We start from the raw sequence: 16963 nt of genomic DNA on the forward strand, positions 1-16963 counted from the left end.
CGAATTGCCTTTGAGTGAATGGATTCAGGTCGTCAGGGATGTCGCAGCAGGAATCGAGACCTTGCCCGTTTCCACCGAGTCGAACAGCGCCTGGATTCGCGCCGCTTCGGCAGCAGACGGTTTCAGCGCCAGCGCAAAGCCGACGAAAACCGCGAAGTTCGCGATCAGGCCGACAATGCCGCTTGTCAGCGAACCGAGCCAGGGCACATCGTCCGGATAGATCGCGGTTAGCACGATTGCAATCGCGATGCCTACCAGCATGCCGGCAATCGCCCCTTGCTTGTTGCCGCGCCGGGAGAATATGCCGAAGAACAATGGTACGGCGAGCTGAATGATGCCCTGATAGGAAATCTGCGCCAGCAGTTGCAGGCGGCTGTAGTCGAACGTCAGATAGGCGAGCACCGCCGCCGCGACGATGAACACGATCATGCCGGCCTTTGCCAGCACCGTCAGTTGACGGTCGCTGCGCGGCCTCGTCCAAGTTGCCAGGTCGTTCGCGAACTGGGTGCCGCATACCTGCACGCAGCCGTCCACGTGGCCGATACTCGCCGCCAGCACAATCACGATCGAAATCGCCAGCATCCACGGACCGCCCACGTCGAAGAGCGCCAGGAACCAGCCGTGCTGCGGATCCGCTGCCACCTTGGGGTCGCCGCTCGCGGCAGCCGCGAAGAGCATCAGGATGCAATAGAACCCGCCCACCAGCAGCATTGTCAGCAACGTGCCCTTCTTGACTGCGCGCACACCGCTTGCCGTATAGATGCGCTGGAAACTCATCGGCCAGCACATCGAGCCGATCACGCCCGTGAAAATCAGGCTAAACATGTACCACGGCCCATAAGTCGAGTGCGTACCGCCTGGAATGATCAACATTTTGGGCGGCAACTGCGACAGGTGGGAGTACGAAGTTTGCGCACCGGACAGCAGGACCAGACAGAGCGCCGCACACAGCACATAGGCAATCATGCCCTGAAACATGTCGGTCATGATGAGCCCGCGCATGCCCATGCTCACGGTCCAGTACTGGCGAATCAGAACGATGACCACGCCGGCAATCAGGCAGCTCGTCACCGTCCACTGTCCGAAACTCGCGAACTGGAACAGCGTTGCCAGCGCCTGGATGCCCATGACGACCCATGGGAACACCGAGATGATGCCGATCAGCGAAGCAATGCGCTTCACTGCTGGGCTGTTATAGCGCATCCCAAGCAGATCGGGCTGCGTGGTCAGATTAAAGCGCTTGCCCCAGGTCCAGGCGCGATTGGCCATCAGGTACATTGCGGTCACGCCCAGGGTGGCGTACACCATGCCATAGAAACCCAGCACGCCACCCACTGAAAGCGCGAAGAACGCCGTAAACGTCGAGCCCGGCCACCACGAGTTCGTATAGCTCATCGCGATGAACCAGGGGCCATAGGACCGGCCGCCGACCGCATAGTCCGAGAAACTGGTGCTTTTGCGATTGGTGGCATAAAGCACTGCGATCATCAGGACGAGAAAGACCCCGATCATCCCGAAGGTAATGTAGAGATCACTACCGCCGCTAAACTTAACCATTTGGATTTCCCTCCTCGGGAAGTTCACCGTTGACGCTCTCAACAATGTAGAGCGCCCACACACCCAGTCCGGCGAGAACAGCGTTGCTCACCCAGTAAAAGATCGGCAACGGAATCCCTGCGACGAGCGCAGCGCTGCCGCTGACGCTCAGGTAGAACGGCGGGAATAACGCCATCGCCAGCAAGAGCAGGAAATACGCGCCGAACACGATCCTTCGTGTCGACCGGGGGTCTACTTTGATAGCGTCTTTCATCGATTCCACCTCCGCACAAGTGACAGATTGACAAGGTGACTGCTGGCATACGGAGGGCGGAGCGTTGCGGCTCTTACTGGTGCACTCGCACCGCCTTAGTGATTCGTATACCTAACAATTCATGAGATTGGTGCATCCGTAAATCCAGGCTGACTTGAGTGAACAACTGAACTGCCAAAACTGGTGCAACTTCGCAGGTACTATCGATTTCCAGGCTTCATCCGGGTGCTTCGCTTTCTTCGGCGCGTTGCGAGCGGACGGGTCGCCCTGGCTGGTTACGCCTGTCGCAACCAGAGTTCCCAGCGGGAGTCATGCATGATCGCGCGGGCCCGCATGTGTTTCCAGACACCATATTTGTAGAAGTCGAAGTCGATTTGCGACACCGCACGCTGGACCATGGCCCACGTGGACCACTTGAGATCCGCCAACGCCTTGTTGACCGCGATCCGCGCCAAAGTCTGCGGCGTCACGCGTCCGAAATACTCCTCGATCAGGGCCGACTCCATGTCCGGTGTGAAAAACATCTCGCCGAACCACAGCGCCAGCTCGTAATGGGGATCGTTGTTCGACGCATACTCGAAGTCGACGAGCCGGACCGCTCGCTGATCGTTCAACATGAAATTGCCGGCGAGCGTGTCGTTCATGCAGGGCTTCAGATCGATTCCTGAGCTTTGCAGCGCCGTGCGTGCGCGCTCGAACTGCCGGCACAGCCAGACATGGTCGGGCGGCGTGGGCGCGCTCAAGGCGGCAACCTGCCGCTGGTGTTCATCGATCATGTCGAACACTGTCTTGGTTTGAATCAATGGCGGCTGGTCGTTGAACGCCTTGAGCGCACGCAGCGCGTTATGGCGTACGTCGTGCTCGAGAAAATCGCGGTTCGACGAGGCTTTCCATCCTTCCATGAACTCGAATACCTCAACGCCCAGTCCCTCCAGAAAGGCGAACACCGGCGCACCGTAACCCGTATTGGCGGCCTTGAGACTGGCATCGTGAGCGGTGCGCCGATCGACGAACATCTCGGTGCCCTGCCCCGGCACCTTGACGAAATAGGCCGTCGACGCCCCTTCCACCTCGACCCGCCAATTGGCATTTGAAATGCCGCCGCCCACCGGCGCATAGCCGACCGTCAGGCTGCGCCACGCAGGAATAGCCTTGAGCGCCGCCTCGATCTGGTGTTCCCCGGCGGTTGTAGCCTGTCCTAACCGCTTCATGATGCGACTCCATGAAGTTGCCGCAACCAGGCTTCGAACCGTGCGTCCTGCACGCTTTGCCGGCAACGCAGCAGTGTCCATTGTCCGAGCTTGGTGAACTCCACCTGACGCTCCGAGGTGGCGCCAGACCAGCTTGCCGATAGCGTGCAGAGCCAGTCGTCGACCAGTGCGTACAGGCGGCAGCGCGCATAATCGGCCTCCTCGCAGCGGCCCGCCCAAGCCGCGATGCCCGCGCGCCACTCATCTTCGAACTGGAACAGGTCGTTGAGCGTCGTCGCCACGTCGTACCACGGGTCGAAGCACCCGCCGCGGTCGAAGTCGATCAGGCTCAGTTGTCCCTGCGGTCCGATCATGACATTGCTGGCAATGCCATCGCCGTGAATCGGCACGTGTCGCGTTTCCCCGGATTGCAAGGCCGCGCAGGCGAGATCGACACACTCATCGAGCCACGCGGCATCTGCAGGCAGCGAGACCCCGTCACGCTCGCACAACGACCGCAGCCGCTGAATGTCCTCGCGCGGCGAGCGTAAAAAATCAGGCACGGGTCCTCGATGGACCTTGCGCTTGAGCGCCCACAGCGCTTGCAGGCGATCCGGGGCGGTCAGATCATCGACGCGCGCCCATTTCCACCCGGGGCGAGGCAGCGCGTCGAACAACAGGACGCCACGCTGCGCATCGACGAGCCGCACACCCGGCGCTGCGCCTGCTTCGGCCGCACAGCCGCTGGCCCGCCCGCTGCGCGTGACGTCGATCAGCGGACTCATGTCGTCGTAGAGCACTTTCGCGTAGTAGCGCTGATCCCCGGTGCTGACAGTAAAGCCCGCCCACTCCGTTGCCAGCCGCATGGGCGAAGCAATCGCAGCGGTGCCCGCTTCAAGCGTAAGCGTGCCTGAGAAACCAGCCGCGTGCAGAGCCTCGAGTAGTCGCCGCGATTCGGCAGTGTGCGTGTCCACAGCGGTTCCTTAGCGTCGGACGGGTGGTTGGGTGCAGATGCGATACAGCAGCGCGGTCAACACACGCAAGCCGTTTCGCAGATCCTGCTCGGCAGTAAATTCAGCTTCGTTGTGCGATACCCCGTTGCTGCTCGGCACAAAGATCAGGCAGGTGGGATAAACGTGACTCATGCTGATCGCGTCGTGTCCCGCCACCGTCACGCTGTTGCCCACGGGCAGGTCCAACTGGGCCGCGGTGTCGTGGGCGAGGTCCGATAATTCACGGTCGAGCGTCAGTGGCGAGCGCAGCCGTTTCTCCTCGACATCGACACGAGTACCCGTCAGTTTCGCGATGTGCTCGAGCGTGAGCTGAAACTGCTCCGCCGTTTCCTGCAGGCGTTCGACCGACTGCGAGCGAAACTCGATCAGCAGTGTGGCCCGTGACGCGACGACATTCGGCGAGTTCGGATACACATCGAGCCGTCCGACTGAACTGTGCATGGCCAATCCATGCGGTTCGGCTGCGGCGCGCACCGCTACGACCGCGTGTGCCGCGGCCAGCAGCGCGTCGCGCCGCTGCGCCATGGGAGTCGGACCCGTATGGTTCTGTTCGCCGTCGAAACGCACCCGCCATTTGAGCGCGGCCCAGGTCTCGCGCACCACGCCGATCGCAAGCTTGCTGCTCTCGAGCCCCGAGCCCTGTTCGACGTGCGTTTCCACATACGCCGCGACACGGATGTCAGGCACCCAGTCGCCGCGATAGCCGATCTTCTCGAGAGCCGCCTGCAACGAAATGCCTCGTTCGTCCCGGCAGGCGAGCGCCTGCCCGAGCGGCATCGCCCCCGTGTAGACGCTGCTGCCGGTCAGACTGGGCTGGAATCGTGCGCCCTCCTCGTTGGTCCAGTTGACCACGCATAAATTGCAGGCGGGCCGTTCGCCGCGCCGGCGGATCTGCCGCGCGAGACTCGCGATCGCCACCGCTGCGGCCAGCACGCCATAGACGCCGTCGAAGCGGCCCGCGCTGGGCTGACTGTCGAGGTGCGAACCGCACAGCACATACGGCGCGTGTTCGTCGAAGGTCAATAGTCCGAAGATATTGCCAACCGCATCAACCCGCACGTCGAAGCCGCGCTCCTTCAGCCAGTTGCAGAAGAGGTCGCGCACGCGGCCGTCCTCTTCCGATGCCGCAAGCCGATGCAGACCGCCACCGGCCGTCGCGCCGATCAACGAGCTTTCCTCGAACAGGGCGGCGAACCCAGCCAGATCCGCCTCGTCCGGAAGCAGCAACTCAGGGGTGGAGAACGTCGACATCGTCGTGCTCCATGCGGGTTGCGAACTCGTCGGATAAAGGGCGATTCGTCACGAGTGTGCTGATCGCGCTGAAGGGCAAAGTATTGATGAAGGTGCGGTGGCCGAACTTGCCGTCATCCGCGAGAATCACGCTGCGCACGCAATGCTTCACAAGCGCTCTGCGCAGCAGTGCCTCCGATTCTTCGTAGTCCATCAGACCCAGTTCGAGATCGATACCACCTATGCCCATGAATGCAATGTCGTAGTGAAACTGGCGGGCAAATTCAAGCGTGTGCGGGCCGATCAGAGCATTGTCGTTCCGGCGCACATCGCCGGGCGTCACCAGCACCTGGTTGTCGCTCTGGTGCGTCAGAAGCTGGGCGATATCGAGTGAGTTGGTCACCACCTTCAGGTTCGCAAACGACGTCAACCGTTGCGCGAGCGCCAGCGTGGTCGTGCCGGTATCCAGAAACACGGCCATGCCCTCCTGGACGATCTGCATGGCACAACCGGCAAGCGCTACCTTGGCCTGCGTCTTGATGCGATTGCGTACCTGCAGCGGCTGTTCCTCATTGAGCCGCGGCAGAATGGCGCCGCCATGCACGCGGCGCAGTTTCCCCTGACCTTCGAGAAACTTGAAATCACGGCGAATCGTCTCCTCAGATACTCCGAAGGACGTGGCCAGATCAATCGATTTAACGCGCTGCTGCTGACTGAGAAGCCGCACGATTTCATCGAGCCTTGGCTGGTTGAGCATAGTGCAAAGTTTCCGTGGCACCCGATGTGCCGAAAAAGGGTTTGAGTCCAGGCCTACGTCGCGACGCCTCATGCGGCGTGCGCGACGCTTCAGCCCGCGAGCATTGCGGGCAGTCGTTGGTCCCATGGCGCGATCGCCTCGAAAGCGGCGCAGAACTGCAACACGTCCGCATCCGCGAAGCGTGGCCCGACAACCTGCAAACCAATCGGCAGCCCACTCTTGCTCCAGCCACATGGCAGGTTAGCAGCGGGGTTGCCCGAGAGGTTGAATGGATAAGTAAACGGCGTCCAACGGGCCCAGGGAACAGGGCTGCTATCCGTCGCGGGATATTGAGGCGGTGCGGTGCTGTCGGCGTCGAACGGGAGAATCGGCACCGTCGGCGTAATCAGCAGATCGTACTGTTCGAACAACGTGTGGACCTGACTCGCGAATGCCGCACGTTGCTGCATCGCCGCGAGATAGGTCGCCAGACTGAAGTCTTTCGCACGCTCGATGAGTGCGGCAAAGCCCGGGTCCAGCCGGTCCATCTGCTGTCCCAGCGATTTTCCATAGGCAATGCCGCGTCCGCCTGCCCACAGCGCTTCGAAGACAGGCAGCGGGTCTTGCCAGGGCAACACTTTCTCTTCCACCGCGACGGGCAGTTGCCCGGCGATCAGGCGCACTGCATCGCCCACCGCCTTTGCCACCTGCGTATCGACGGGCGTGCCGAATAGCGTTGGACACCAGGCGAGCCGCAACGGCCGCAGCGGTTCGTCGCAGCGTGCGTAGAACGATTCGGCTGGCGCTGGCAATGCCTGATGATCGAGCGGGTCCGGACCAGAGAGGATATCGAATAACAGCGCGCTGTCGCGCACCGTGCGGGTAATCGGACCCGCGTGGCTCAGCATTTCGGTGGCCGACCACGGCCAGGTGGGAATGCGTCCGAGCGTACCCTTCAATGCGAACACGCCGCAAAAGGAGCCTGGAATTCGCACCGAACCGCCGCCATCCGAGCCTAGCGTTGCCGGAACCATCCGGGCAGCGACAGCGATCGCCGAGCCGGAACTCGAACCGCCGCTGGTCAGCGCAGGATTCCATGGATTGCGTCCATTGCCGAATACGCGCGAAATGCTTGAGCCCGTCCAGCCGAACTCGGTGGTCGCGGTCTTGCCGACCATGATGGCGCCGGCCGCCTTGAGTCTTGCGATGATCGGCGCATCCTGTTGCGGTACCTGGTCAAGCGCGGTGAGCGAACCGCGCGTGGTGCGCAGCCCCTGCGTCGAAAACAGATCCTTGATGCCGAACGGAATGCCGTGCAGCGGACCGCGGAACCGCCCGGCCGCGGCTTCCTCGGCGAGCGTTTCCGCGTAGTCGCGCGCCGCTTCGGTGTAGACGTCGCCAAAGGCGTGCAATGTGGAATTGTGGGTTTTAATGGCTGCGAGGCTTGCCTCCAGCAGTTCGACGGGCGTCAGGGCGCCTGATCTGATCTGCCTGGCGGCGTCAACCACGCACGGCATGGCGGTCACTTCCGTATCGTCCGACATTAAAACCCCTGGCAGCCAAGTGTTGCAGCGATGGCGCCATTTCCACAAATCAAAAACCGGGTGTCAAGATAAAAATGTTGGAAATGTTGGAAATGTTGACTTATGCGGGATGGCTGGAAGGGGTGGAATGGCCGGTGAGCGTTACGCGAAGCGCTGCGGTGAAGTAAAGACAAAAGCGCCGGTAGCGGCCCAATCAGGCCAGATCTACCGGCGCAACTTGCGAGCCTGAGGTAATCAGGCGAGTCGGTGCCGCTCACGCATCCAGATACGCCACCTCGCCGTGCAATGCGGTATCGAGGCCCCGCTGCTCCGCAGCCGCGTCGAGCTTGACCGCCGTCACGCGATCGATCAGCCACAGCATCGCCCACGTGAACACAAAGGCCCACACGCCGGAGACGATCACCGCGACGCACTGCTTGACGAAGAACGCTCCGCCGCCGAGCAACAGACCATCCGCGCCATTGGGATTCCATGCCTTCGACGCAAACACGCCGAGCAGCACCGTACCGATCAACCCTCCCACGCCGTGCACACCCCATACGTCGAGCGCATCGTCGAGACCGAGGCGGTTTTTGAGCGCAACCGCGTAATAGCAGATCAGGCCAGCCGCAATCCCGATCACCGCGGCCGTGCTCGGCGATACATAGCCCGCTGCGGGTGTGATGGTCGCGAGGCCCGCTACTGAGCCGGTCAACAGGCCGACAAACTTGGGTTGCCGCGCATTGAGCCATTCGATCAGCAGCCACGTGACAGCCGCAAACGATGCTGCAATATCGGTGTTCAGAAAGGACGAAGCCGTGATCGCATCGACACGCAACTCGGAGCCGGCGTTAAAGCCGTACCAGCCGAACCACAGCAGACCCGTGCCCAGTGCGATCAGCGGCACGTTATGCGGCTTGTGCGACATCACATGGCGGCGTCCCACGTACAGCACCGAAGCTAGCGCGGCAAACCCGGCCGTGTTGTGCACCACGATCCCACCGGCATAGTCGAGCACGCCCCACTTCGCAAACAGTCCTTCCGGACTCCAGACCATGTGCACGAACGGGAAGTAAACCAGCACGAGCCAGCCCGTGAGGAACAGAAAATACGCCTTGAAGGTCACGCGATTCGTAAAGGCGCCGGTGATCAGCGCCGGCGTGATGATGGCGAACATCATCTGATACGCGATGTGAACGACGAGCGGAATGCCCGCATCGTTGCCCGTGTACATCGTCTGCAACGTCACACCATGCAGGAATGCATAGTAAGTCGGGTCGCCGATGATGCCGTGCCACGTCGGCCCGAAGCACATCGAGTAACCGAATGCGAACCAGAGGACCGTCGTCCATGCAAGCGAAATGAAACTTTGCATCATGATCGACAGCACGTTCTTGCGTTCGACCAGACCGCCGTAGAAGAACGCGAGGCCAGGCGTCATGAGCATGACGAGGCTCGCGCACAGCAGCATGAAGGCCGTATTGCCGACGTTGATCGGCAGGGATGCGGGAAGCACAGCTTGTCTCCTTGAATGTCGTCGTGCGAAATGAGCGGGCAAACCTGGGCGGCCGCGTGCCGCAGCCCTTTCATCTCGCGTTTTAGCGGCTGTCGAAAAATAGTCCTCGCCCGGCGGCGGCGCAATACGCGCGAGCGCTATTGCCGGATTCAGCAGGTCGATATGAGCACGCCGGCAGGCGGCTGCGTGAAGATGGACGGGGGGTAAACCACAGTGTCGAATCTGGCGCACAAACGGAAAACACGCACGCAGCTACGTGATTTCCTTTCGTCATGACAGCTATCTCGCTGCCGGTCTTCACTGCAAGCCCATGCCGGTGCAAACTGGGCACCGTTCCATCACTTTAGGGAGAGCAGCATGTTCGCGATGCAGTATTCACACCGCTTGCCCGCCGACTACGACACGCAGATCATCCGCGAGCGCGCGGCCACGCGCGGCCCGCTTTGGGACGACACAGAAGGCTTGATCTGCAAGGCGTTCGCGCTGCAGGAACGCAACCGCAATGGCGCGACGGGCAACGTCTACGCCTCCGTATACCTTTGGTCGGACCCGGACGCGGCCGTCCGTTTTCTGATGGGTGAGCGTTTCCAGGCGGTCATCGATGCGTTCGGCCGTCCGCAGATCGAGACGTGGTTGCCGCTGGACGCGCGGCGCGGCAGCGCGCAGCAGGCGCTATCGATCTACCGCGAGGAACGGGTGCTGAGTGCAGCGACGGATCGCAAGGCGTTGCACGCCGCGGAGATCGAACTCAATCGGGAGATCGCGGCCCGTCCCGATACGGTCGCAGTGTGGTCGGCATTCGATCTGGATGCCTGGCGCCTGATCCGCTTCACTGTCTCGTCGGCGCCGGCCGATGCGGCCCGCAACGGCGACGTCTACGATGTGCTGCACCTTGCCCAGCCGGGAATCAGCCGCCTCCCGCGATGACGTCGACCGCCCGCTGAACAGCGGCGGCAATCTGTTCGCTGGTTGCCTCGGTGGGCACCGCACGGGCCAGCGTGACGCCTCCGGCCAGCAGCGACAGTAGCACCCAGGCACGCGCCTCACGCTCGGCATCCGTGCCTTCCGGCAAACCCGCGGCGACCGCTTTCATCACCCCTTGCAGTTCGGTTTCGTAGGCGGCGCGCGACGCTGGGTCGGCCCGCTCGATTTCCACGGACAGGCTCGGCAGCGTGCAGGCGTCTCCCAGATCGCAGGTCCGCTTGTATCCCATGTAAAACGCAGCAAACGTTCGAAGCCAGCCCTTGCCGTGCTCGGCGCGCAAGCCTTCCACCGCCTGCCGCAGTTCGCGCAACCCCTCTGCCACCGCCGCGCCGAAGGCTTCCGCCTTGGAGCGGAAATGGCCATAGAACGCGCCGTGGGTCACCCCCGCTTCGCGCGCCAGGCCGTCCACGCCGACCCCACCGTAGCCTTGCTTGCGAAACCCGCGTCCAACCGCCTCGACTATCCGGGCACGGCTTTCTTCCTTGTGCCCTCGGGCATAGCGCGCCATCCAGTTCTCCTTTTACATGACGATCGTCACATAATTCTTGATTAAATTACGATCCCAATATAATTTACTGGGGAAGCGCTGGCAACCGCCGGCGTGTTCTTCGAGGAGACTCATATGCCTTTGCTACGCATTACCCACCAACGCGGCGCGTTCACCACTGCGCAGAAAGCCCAGCTTGCCGAGGAACTCACTGCCGCCATCCTCGTGGCGGAAGTCGGCGCAGATACGCCCGCCGGCCGTGCGGTCGCCTATGTGCTGTTCGACGAGGTCGACGCGCGGACCTCGTGGTACGTCGGCGGCAAGCCCGATCTCGATCCGCCCAAAGGCGGCCGCTTTCTCTTCGACGTGGTGTATCCGCTCGGCGCTGCCCGGCAAGTGGACAAAACCGCCTTGCATGGACAGATCAACGCCATCGTTGCCCGCACTCTTGATGTCGACGGCACGTTTCCGCAGCGCGGCGGCGACTGGGTGCTGATCCATGAAGTGCCGGACGGCAACTGGGGGGCGAGCGGGCAGACGATCGGCATTCGAGAGATCAACGAGGTCGCGGGCGGGACGCCGGAGCGCGCCGAATACTTCGAGCCGTTCCTGGCCGCGCAGAGACGCATGCACGAAGCGCACGGCTATCCGGAGCAGGCTCAGCGTCCCTGACCGCCCGGAACGCAAATGGCCGTTACCACATAGGCCGGTCCCACCATTCAAAGGTGCTTGTCAGTTCTCTAATTAGGATTACAGATCATGCGACTTTCGAGTGGACGACCAGACGCAGACCGAGGTGCTCTTCGGCAGGTTGACGCAAGGCGGCGTCATCACCACGCCAACGTAGGCGCCGGATCGACCGAGCTCCTGTTCGTCCCGGGGAGTGTGTTGATCAAAAGCGGCAACGAGGTGCTCGGCGCAATCGGCGTGAGCGGGTCACCGCTCAGCACCGACGACGAACGTTGCGCCGCGGCGGGCTCTGCGCAAATACAGACTGCGCTGTCGGGCGCATCGCAGTAGCGGTACCTGCCTACTCCGCCGCCATGGCTTCCGGTGCCTTGGCGGGCACCCGGCTTGCGCGTGTCAAACGCCGGGTGCCCCATTGCACGCACATCGCAAGCAAGGCCCCTTCAGCAAACGTAAGCAACGGCGCCTGATGCGGCAGCATCCACACTAGGAACAGGCAGAACGCAGCGAAAGCGAAGCGTCCCAACACCATCCCGCGCAGCAACGAAACGACAAAATCCGCGCCATGAGCGCGCTGCGACGATACCGACAGCACGATCCCCAGCAATGGAAACACCGCGAGCAGGCCGCTCCATGTGGGGCCGACGCGCGCCGACACAGACGTCACCAGTAGCGTGAGCGCCATCCCCGCCAGCATGCGACTCATGAGATCGGTGCGCGTCAGCGGCGCGCCGGCTGCAACGGCGGCGCTGCGCGGCAGAAACGACTGTCCGAACAGCGTGGCCGCCAGCGCAACGCCGAGCGCCCACATTGGCGAGGCGGGCAAATACGAGAGAGCAGAAGCCGCCGCCAGCCAGGTGAGGAGCCCCGCCGCTAACGCCCACGGCCAGGCACGCGAGCGGCAGGTCCATGCATAGGCAAAATTGAACGCTTCGGAAGCGAGGATGGCCGACAGCGAGAGCGTGGCCGCATGCGCGCCGAATAACGGCCCGTGTGCAAGAACCAGCAGAAAGAGGATCGGGCCTGCTACGACCGGCAGTCCTGCCAGCCAACCCGCGATGGATGGCCCCCACCACTTGCCCGACATCGAGACGATTAACAGAAAAGCGGGGACCAGCGTGAGCTTGAGTGCAAGCATGACGGCATCGGACGGGTATAAAGCCGGATCTTACCAAACGCTTCCGCCAGGGCGCGCGCACGCGGGCCACATTCTCGGCCGCTGGGCATGCAATACTGCGCGTTCCCGTTTCATCGAACGACATCACCCCCGAAACCTGTTACGCAGACGATGCCCTATCCTTCCGTGATTTTCCGTCTCGCCACGGCCGCGCTGGTCGTGGCGGTTAGTGCCCAAAGCGCATTAGCGCAGCAGACCCCAGCAGCAACGATACCGGCCGCGGCGCAGCCCGCCGTCTCCGGCTACAGCCAGCCTTCCAAAGCGATCCTCGACGTGATGCTGGCGCCGTCTCTGCCCATTCCGGTCGTGGCGCCGAGTACCGACCGGGCGCTGCTGGTTACCTATCAGGAATATCCGTCCATCGCGCGGGTGGCGACGCCGTACCTGCGTCTCGCAGGCGTGCGAGTCGAACCCGCGAACCGCAGCCGGCACGACACGCCGGGCGGCTACGGCATTCCGGCGTGCGCGACGCACTTCGACCTGGTTCAGTTCGCGGACAGCGTCGCGCGACCGGTCGCGTTGCCGGCAGGCGTCTGCGCGACCCGTCCGCACTGGAGCGTCGACGGCAAGCGCTTCGCGTTCGAAAACGTGACGGCGCATTCAGTCGATCTGTGGGTCGGCGACGGTGTCACGGGCGCGGTTCACCGCATTCCCGGCGTCCAGCTCAACCCGATGTTCGGCGACGAACTGAACTGGATGCCTGACCAGACAACCCTGCTTGTGAAGCTGGTGCCTGCGCACAGCGGGCCGGCGCCCACCGCCGCCGAAGCAGCGGAGAGCCCGAGCATCCAGGAATCCGACGGCCGGCGCGGCCAAAGCAGCACTTACGAGGCGCGCGACACGCTGAACAGCGCCAGCGACGAAGCGCAGTTCGACTACTACGCAACCTCACAGCTTGCGCTCGTCGACGCCGGCACGGGCAAGGTCACGCCGCTTGGCGCGCCCGCGCTGTATGACGGCCTCGCGCCCGCGCCGGACGGACGTCATCTGCTGGTGACGACGATCCGGCGGCCCTATTCGTACGTGACGACCGCCGAACGCTTTCCGCACGATTACACGGTATGGGACATTTCGAATCGCGCGCATATCGCGACGCGTCTGATCACGTCGCGGCCTCTGGCGGACCGCGTTCCGGTTGCCGGTGTGCCGCTCGGGCCGCGCAGTTTTTCGTGGCGTCCGACCGAACCGGCCACGCTGATCTGGGCCGAAGCGCTCGACGGTGGCGACTGGAACGTCGACGTGCCGGAGCGCGACAAGGTGATGATGCTCAAGGCACCGTTCGACGCGGCGCCGCGTGAAGTGACGCGGCTGCATCAACGCTATGCCGGCGTTGCGTGGACCTCGCAGCCGGATCTCGAACTGCTCTCCGAGTACGACCACAACCGCCATTGGCAACGGACCTTCATGGTCGACGTCGACGCACCCCAGGTGACGCAACATCTGCTGTGGGACATGTCGAGCGACGAGCTATACGCCGATCCCGGCACGCCGGTGACCAAACCACTGCCGAACGGCTTCCGGGTGGTCCGGGTTGAGAACGGCGCAATCTTCCTCGACGGCGACGGCGCGTCGCCGGGCGGCAACCGGCCGTTCCTCGATCGGCTCGATCTCACGACGCTCAAGACCGAGCGTCTGTTCCGCAGTGACAAGGCAGCGCTCGAGCGGTTCGTCGCGTTCACCGGCGACGGTACCCAGTCGTTCCTGACGTGGCATCAGACGCCGAACGATCCGCCGAATCTGTTTGTCCGTACTCTCGGGGCCCAGGTCGGCGATGCGCCGGAGAGCGAAGCGCGCTATGCATCGAGCTCGACCGCGCTCACGCACCTCGTCGATCCGACACCGGTCGTGCGCCAGATCAAGAAGCGTCTCGTCAGATATAAGCGTGCGGACGGGCTCGACCTGTCGTTCACGCTGTATACGCCGCCCGGCTATCAGGAGGGCACTCGCGTGCCGGCGATCCTGTACGCCTATCCGCTCGACTACGCCGACGCGGCAACGGCGGGCCAGGTCAGCGGCTCCGAACAGACCTTCACGCGGCTGAGGGACTACCGGTTGATGCTGCTCGCCGGCTACGCGATCATCGACAACGTGTCGTTCCCCGTCATCGGCGACCCGAAGCGCGCCTACGACACCTACAACGAGCAGCTCGTCGCCGACGCCAAGGCTGCCGTCGATGAAGCGGTACGGCTGGGTGTGGTCGATCCGGACCGCATCGGCGTCACCGGCCACAGTCACGGTGCGCTGATGACCGCCAATCTGCTCGCGCATTCCGATCTGTTCCGCGCAGGCGTGGCGACGAGCGGTTCGTACAACAAGACGCTGACGCCGTTCGGCTTCCAGAACGAGCGACGCTCGGTATGGCAGGCGCAGGATGTCTATCTGAAGGTGTCGCCGTTCTTCTACGCAGACAAGCTGAAGACGCCGCTCCTGATCGTGCATGGCGAGGACGATGCCAATCCGGGCACGACGCCGTTGCAAGCGACGCTGCTGTATGAGGCGCTGCGCGGCAACGGCGGCACGACACGGCTCGTGATGCTGCCGCACGAGCCACACTGGTACACGGCGCTGGAATCGAACGAGCAGCTCGCGTATGAGATGCAGCGCTGGTTCGATCGCTACGTGAAGAATGCGCCGCCGCGTGCGGTTGCAGCACAGTCTGCCGCTCCGGCAGCGGATGCTTCGGGTGCGAAGGCGGGTGCAGCGCACGCTGAGTGAGGTAGGTTTTTGCCGTCTGCCTGCGATCAAGATCGCAAGCAGACGGTGGAAGACGACGCGGGTTTATTGGAAACCAACGCCTCCCGATACATTCAGGAAGCCTGACGATAATAAAGATTCTGCGGATGCCGTGCTTCCGCGAAGAAGAACCAGCGCTCTGCGACTAGCCCCGCATACTGCACCACGCACGCCGCACACAGTAGCCAGAGCGAATCCGCGATCGACGACACACTGCCGCCCAACGCGATTAGCACCACAGGCACCGCAAACGCCCCCAGCAGGAAGGTCCATTTGATACGTCGCAGCGTCTGCGGCGTTTTCCCGTGAAAGAACTCGCGCAGATTAAACGCACCTGCCGTGAAGCCGCGCGACTTCTGTACGAGTGTCGGCGACTTGATGCCGGTCGCGCTTTGCACCGTTGATTTGGGTCGCAAGCGCGCATTGCGCATCAGTGCGGCGATGCGACTCGCACAGCCTGCTAGCGTCAGCACAGCCGCACATACTGCGAGTCCACCGACCAGTGACGGCGCGAGCCAAGCAGCGCTGGCCGTAGCGAATGTAAAGCCCGACGCGCAGCCAAGCAGTACGAAGTTGACCATCGTCAGCGGCGTGGCCCATTCCTGCAGGAAACGCAGGCACGCGTAAATCATCGACGTGCACACGAACAGCACGGCGCTGGCGAGCACCCCGAGTGCACCGACTTCCAGCGACCACGGAGAGCCAAGCCAATGCGCAACACCGTAGGCAAATGCGCATGCAAGAAACACCGGCAGCGCCAGACACTCGCGTGAAAGCCATGAAGTACGCCACATCGCGATAGCGCGCCATGCGCGCTCAGGATGACCGAGGTGGAAGAACGAAGCCAGCAATCCCAAGGCGCCAAGCACGACCACCAGCGCTGCACCGAGTACGAAGAACGTCTGGGGCGGCACATCAGCGGCTGCGATCATCCCAAGCCGCGCGGCCACTTCTACCCCGAACAGCGCAATCAGCAGACCTTGTCCGGCGCCGCTCAGCGTGGTCAGAAAGACCACTGAAAATGCGGGCTTCATGCGCCTCTCCCAAGACTCAGAATGTTGAATACGCGGTCCAGCATGCCGGCGACAGGGCCGCGGCGTTCAGTGTGGAGTTGTCCCTGGAGAAGAGGCGCGACGTCCTCAGCGGAGCTGGCGCGCGCCGCAGCGGAAGAAATAGCAGGTGCGGCGGGAGCAGTAGACGCCTCCGCCACCTCCCCTGACTTGCACGAACACGACTCACCCCCACACCCCGTCGTCTTCTGACGCGGCAAATAATGGTTCGCAGGCTTCGTCTCCCACTCCGGCATCAGCTGATACCCACCGCGCTCGCGAATCGCCCGCGACACGACCGACTCCGGATCGTGAATATCGCCAAACAGCCGTGCCGAAGTGGGACACGCCAGCACACAGGCCGGCTTGCGATCCCGCTCCGGCAGCGCCTCGTTATGGATACGATCCGCGCACAACGTGCACTTGGTCATCTCCTTGCGCTCTTCATCGAGCTCGCGCGCGCCGTAAGGACACGCCCACGCGCAATATTTGCAGCCGATGCATTTGTCGAAGTCCACCAGCACGAGCCCGTCTTCCTTGCGCTTATAGCTCGCGCCGGTCGGACAGACTGGCACGCACGGCGGATCCTCGCAATGCAGACACGATTTCGGAAAATGGATCGTATCGGTGAGCGGAAACTCACCGGCTTCATAGGTCTGCACACGGTTGAAGAACGTGCCGGACGGATCGGCATCGTACGGGCGAAAGTCCGCCAGACTGCCGGCCTCCCCGGACGTGTTCCATTCCTTGCAGCTCGTCACGCACGCGTGACATCCCACGCAGACGTTCAGATCGATTACGAGCGCCATCTGGGTCATTGGATGCTCC

Annotated in this window: 16 protein-coding genes; 4 read left to right on the plus strand and 12 right to left on the minus strand. The window is 62.8% G+C overall.

What is annotated here, in order from left to right; genetic code table 11:
• Positions 1 to 24 precede the first annotated feature (24 nt).
• The 8 genes from P3T20_RS32700 to P3T20_RS32735 all read right to left on the minus strand — a co-directional run bounded on the left by P3T20_RS32700 (position 25) and on the right by P3T20_RS32735 (position 9018).
• Positions 25 to 1557 (minus strand): sodium:solute symporter family protein, encoded by a 1533-nt coding sequence (locus tag P3T20_RS32700; RefSeq protein WP_429288994.1) that lies wholly within the window; start codon positions 1555 to 1557, stop codon positions 25 to 27.
• Positions 1550 to 1810, minus strand: a complete 261-nt coding sequence (locus tag P3T20_RS32705) for a hypothetical protein (protein ID WP_074268464.1) — start codon at positions 1808 to 1810, stop codon at positions 1550 to 1552. Before P3T20_RS32705 ends, P3T20_RS32700 begins: the two co-directional genes overlap by 8 nt.
• Before the next feature lie 275 nt (positions 1811 to 2085).
• Positions 2086 to 3021, minus strand: coding sequence for a phosphotransferase (locus tag P3T20_RS32710; protein ID WP_429288995.1), 936 nt, complete (start codon positions 3019 to 3021; stop codon positions 2086 to 2088).
• On the minus strand, positions 3018 to 3974 hold the full coding sequence (locus tag P3T20_RS32715; RefSeq protein WP_429288996.1) for a phosphotransferase: 957 nt from the start codon (positions 3972 to 3974) through the stop codon (positions 3018 to 3020). Before P3T20_RS32715 ends, P3T20_RS32710 begins: the two co-directional genes overlap by 4 nt.
• A gap of 9 nt (positions 3975 to 3983) precedes the next feature.
• Positions 3984 to 5264: a Zn-dependent hydrolase gene (locus tag P3T20_RS32720; RefSeq protein ID WP_429288997.1), complete on the minus strand. Its 1281-nt coding sequence runs from the start codon at positions 5262 to 5264 to the stop codon at positions 3984 to 3986.
• On the minus strand, positions 5242 to 6000 hold the full coding sequence (locus P3T20_RS32725; RefSeq protein ID WP_074268468.1) for a DeoR/GlpR family DNA-binding transcription regulator: 759 nt from the start codon (positions 5998 to 6000) through the stop codon (positions 5242 to 5244). The genes P3T20_RS32720 and P3T20_RS32725 overlap by 23 nt, the downstream gene beginning before the upstream one ends.
• A gap of 89 nt (positions 6001 to 6089) precedes the next feature.
• Complete coding sequence (locus tag P3T20_RS32730; protein WP_429288998.1) at positions 6090 to 7523, minus strand: amidase; 1434 nt, start codon at positions 7521 to 7523, stop codon at positions 6090 to 6092.
• Positions 7524 to 7776: 253 nt separating this feature from the next.
• Positions 7777 to 9018, minus strand: a complete 1242-nt coding sequence (locus tag P3T20_RS32735; protein ID WP_429288999.1) for an ammonium transporter — start codon at positions 9016 to 9018, stop codon at positions 7777 to 7779.
• A gap of 357 nt (positions 9019 to 9375) precedes the next feature.
• Here P3T20_RS32735 and P3T20_RS32740 point away from each other — a divergent pair, with 357 nt between their 5' ends.
• Positions 9376 to 9945, plus strand: coding sequence for a DUF4865 family protein (locus P3T20_RS32740; RefSeq protein ID WP_429289000.1), 570 nt, complete (start codon positions 9376 to 9378; stop codon positions 9943 to 9945).
• On the opposite strand, the gene P3T20_RS32745 is transcribed toward P3T20_RS32740, so the two are convergent.
• Positions 9926 to 10510 carry a TetR/AcrR family transcriptional regulator gene (locus tag P3T20_RS32745; RefSeq protein ID WP_429289001.1) on the minus strand — a complete coding sequence of 195 codons (585 nt, stop codon included), beginning with the start codon at positions 10508 to 10510 and terminating at the stop codon, positions 9926 to 9928. The two genes, P3T20_RS32740 and P3T20_RS32745, sit on opposite strands and share 20 nt — an antisense overlap.
• A 114-nt stretch (positions 10511 to 10624) precedes the next feature.
• On the opposite strand from P3T20_RS32745, the gene P3T20_RS32750 reads away from it, so the two are divergent.
• Both P3T20_RS32750 and P3T20_RS32755 read left to right on the plus strand, forming a co-directional pair.
• The gene (locus P3T20_RS32750; protein ID WP_429289002.1) at positions 10625 to 11161 is read left to right on the plus strand and encodes a tautomerase family protein; all 537 of its coding nucleotides are present in this window, start codon (positions 10625 to 10627) and stop codon (positions 11159 to 11161) included.
• Positions 11162 to 11248: 87 nt separating this feature from the next.
• On the plus strand, positions 11249 to 11509 hold the full coding sequence (locus tag P3T20_RS32755; protein ID WP_429289003.1) for a heme-binding protein: 261 nt from the start codon (positions 11249 to 11251) through the stop codon (positions 11507 to 11509).
• A 10-nt stretch (positions 11510 to 11519) separates the two neighbouring features.
• Here the strand turns inward: P3T20_RS32755 and P3T20_RS32760 are convergent, their stop codons facing one another.
• Positions 11520 to 12314, minus strand: a complete 795-nt coding sequence (locus tag P3T20_RS32760; protein ID WP_429289004.1) for a hypothetical protein — start codon at positions 12312 to 12314, stop codon at positions 11520 to 11522.
• Positions 12315 to 12464: 150 nt separating this feature from the next.
• Between P3T20_RS32760 and P3T20_RS32765 the strand changes: the two genes are divergently transcribed.
• Positions 12465 to 15068 (plus strand): alpha/beta hydrolase family protein, encoded by a 2604-nt coding sequence (locus P3T20_RS32765; RefSeq protein ID WP_429289005.1) that lies wholly within the window; start codon positions 12465 to 12467, stop codon positions 15066 to 15068.
• Positions 15069 to 15160: 92 nt separating this feature from the next.
• On the opposite strand, the gene P3T20_RS32770 is transcribed toward P3T20_RS32765, so the two are convergent.
• Both P3T20_RS32770 and P3T20_RS32775 read right to left on the minus strand, forming a co-directional pair.
• Positions 15161 to 16120 (minus strand): dimethyl sulfoxide reductase anchor subunit family protein, encoded by a 960-nt coding sequence (locus P3T20_RS32770; protein WP_429289006.1) that lies wholly within the window; start codon positions 16118 to 16120, stop codon positions 15161 to 15163.
• Complete coding sequence (locus tag P3T20_RS32775; RefSeq protein WP_429289007.1) at positions 16117 to 16953, minus strand: 4Fe-4S dicluster domain-containing protein; 837 nt, start codon at positions 16951 to 16953, stop codon at positions 16117 to 16119. The genes P3T20_RS32770 and P3T20_RS32775 overlap by 4 nt, the downstream gene beginning before the upstream one ends.
• Between the last annotated feature and the right edge of the window lie 10 nt (positions 16954 to 16963).

This window comes from Paraburkholderia sp. GAS206C (genome assembly GCF_050435645.1).
Lineage (GTDB): Bacteria > Pseudomonadota > Gammaproteobacteria > Burkholderiales > Burkholderiaceae > Paraburkholderia > Paraburkholderia phenazinium_B.

Coding starts and splice junctions, on each gene's coding strand:
- P3T20_RS32700 (WP_429288994.1), bottom strand. CDS start 1,557: ATGGTTAAGTTTAGCGGCGGTAGTGATCTCTACATTACCTTCGGGATG.
- P3T20_RS32705 (WP_074268464.1), bottom strand. CDS start 1,810: ATGAAAGACGCTATCAAAGTAGACCCCCGGTCGACACGAAGGATCGTG.
- P3T20_RS32710 (WP_429288995.1), bottom strand. CDS start 3,021: ATGAAGCGGTTAGGACAGGCTACAACCGCCGGGGAACACCAGATCGAG.
- P3T20_RS32720 (WP_429288997.1), bottom strand. CDS start 5,264: ATGTCGACGTTCTCCACCCCTGAGTTGCTGCTTCCGGACGAGGCGGAT.
- P3T20_RS32725 (WP_074268468.1), bottom strand. CDS start 6,000: ATGCTCAACCAGCCAAGGCTCGATGAAATCGTGCGGCTTCTCAGTCAG.
- P3T20_RS32730 (WP_429288998.1), bottom strand. CDS start 7,523: ATGTCGGACGATACGGAAGTGACCGCCATGCCGTGCGTGGTTGACGCC.
- P3T20_RS32740 (WP_429289000.1), top strand. CDS start 9,376: ATGTTCGCGATGCAGTATTCACACCGCTTGCCCGCCGACTACGACACG.
- P3T20_RS32745 (WP_429289001.1), bottom strand. CDS start 10,510: ATGGCGCGCTATGCCCGAGGGCACAAGGAAGAAAGCCGTGCCCGGATA.
- P3T20_RS32750 (WP_429289002.1), top strand. CDS start 10,625: ATGCCTTTGCTACGCATTACCCACCAACGCGGCGCGTTCACCACTGCG.
- P3T20_RS32755 (WP_429289003.1), top strand. CDS start 11,249: ATGCGACTTTCGAGTGGACGACCAGACGCAGACCGAGGTGCTCTTCGG.
- P3T20_RS32760 (WP_429289004.1), bottom strand. CDS start 12,314: ATGCTTGCACTCAAGCTCACGCTGGTCCCCGCTTTTCTGTTAATCGTC.
- P3T20_RS32765 (WP_429289005.1), top strand. CDS start 12,465: ATGCCCTATCCTTCCGTGATTTTCCGTCTCGCCACGGCCGCGCTGGTC.
- P3T20_RS32770 (WP_429289006.1), bottom strand. CDS start 16,120: ATGAAGCCCGCATTTTCAGTGGTCTTTCTGACCACGCTGAGCGGCGCC.
- P3T20_RS32775 (WP_429289007.1), bottom strand. CDS start 16,953: ATGACCCAGATGGCGCTCGTAATCGATCTGAACGTCTGCGTGGGATGT.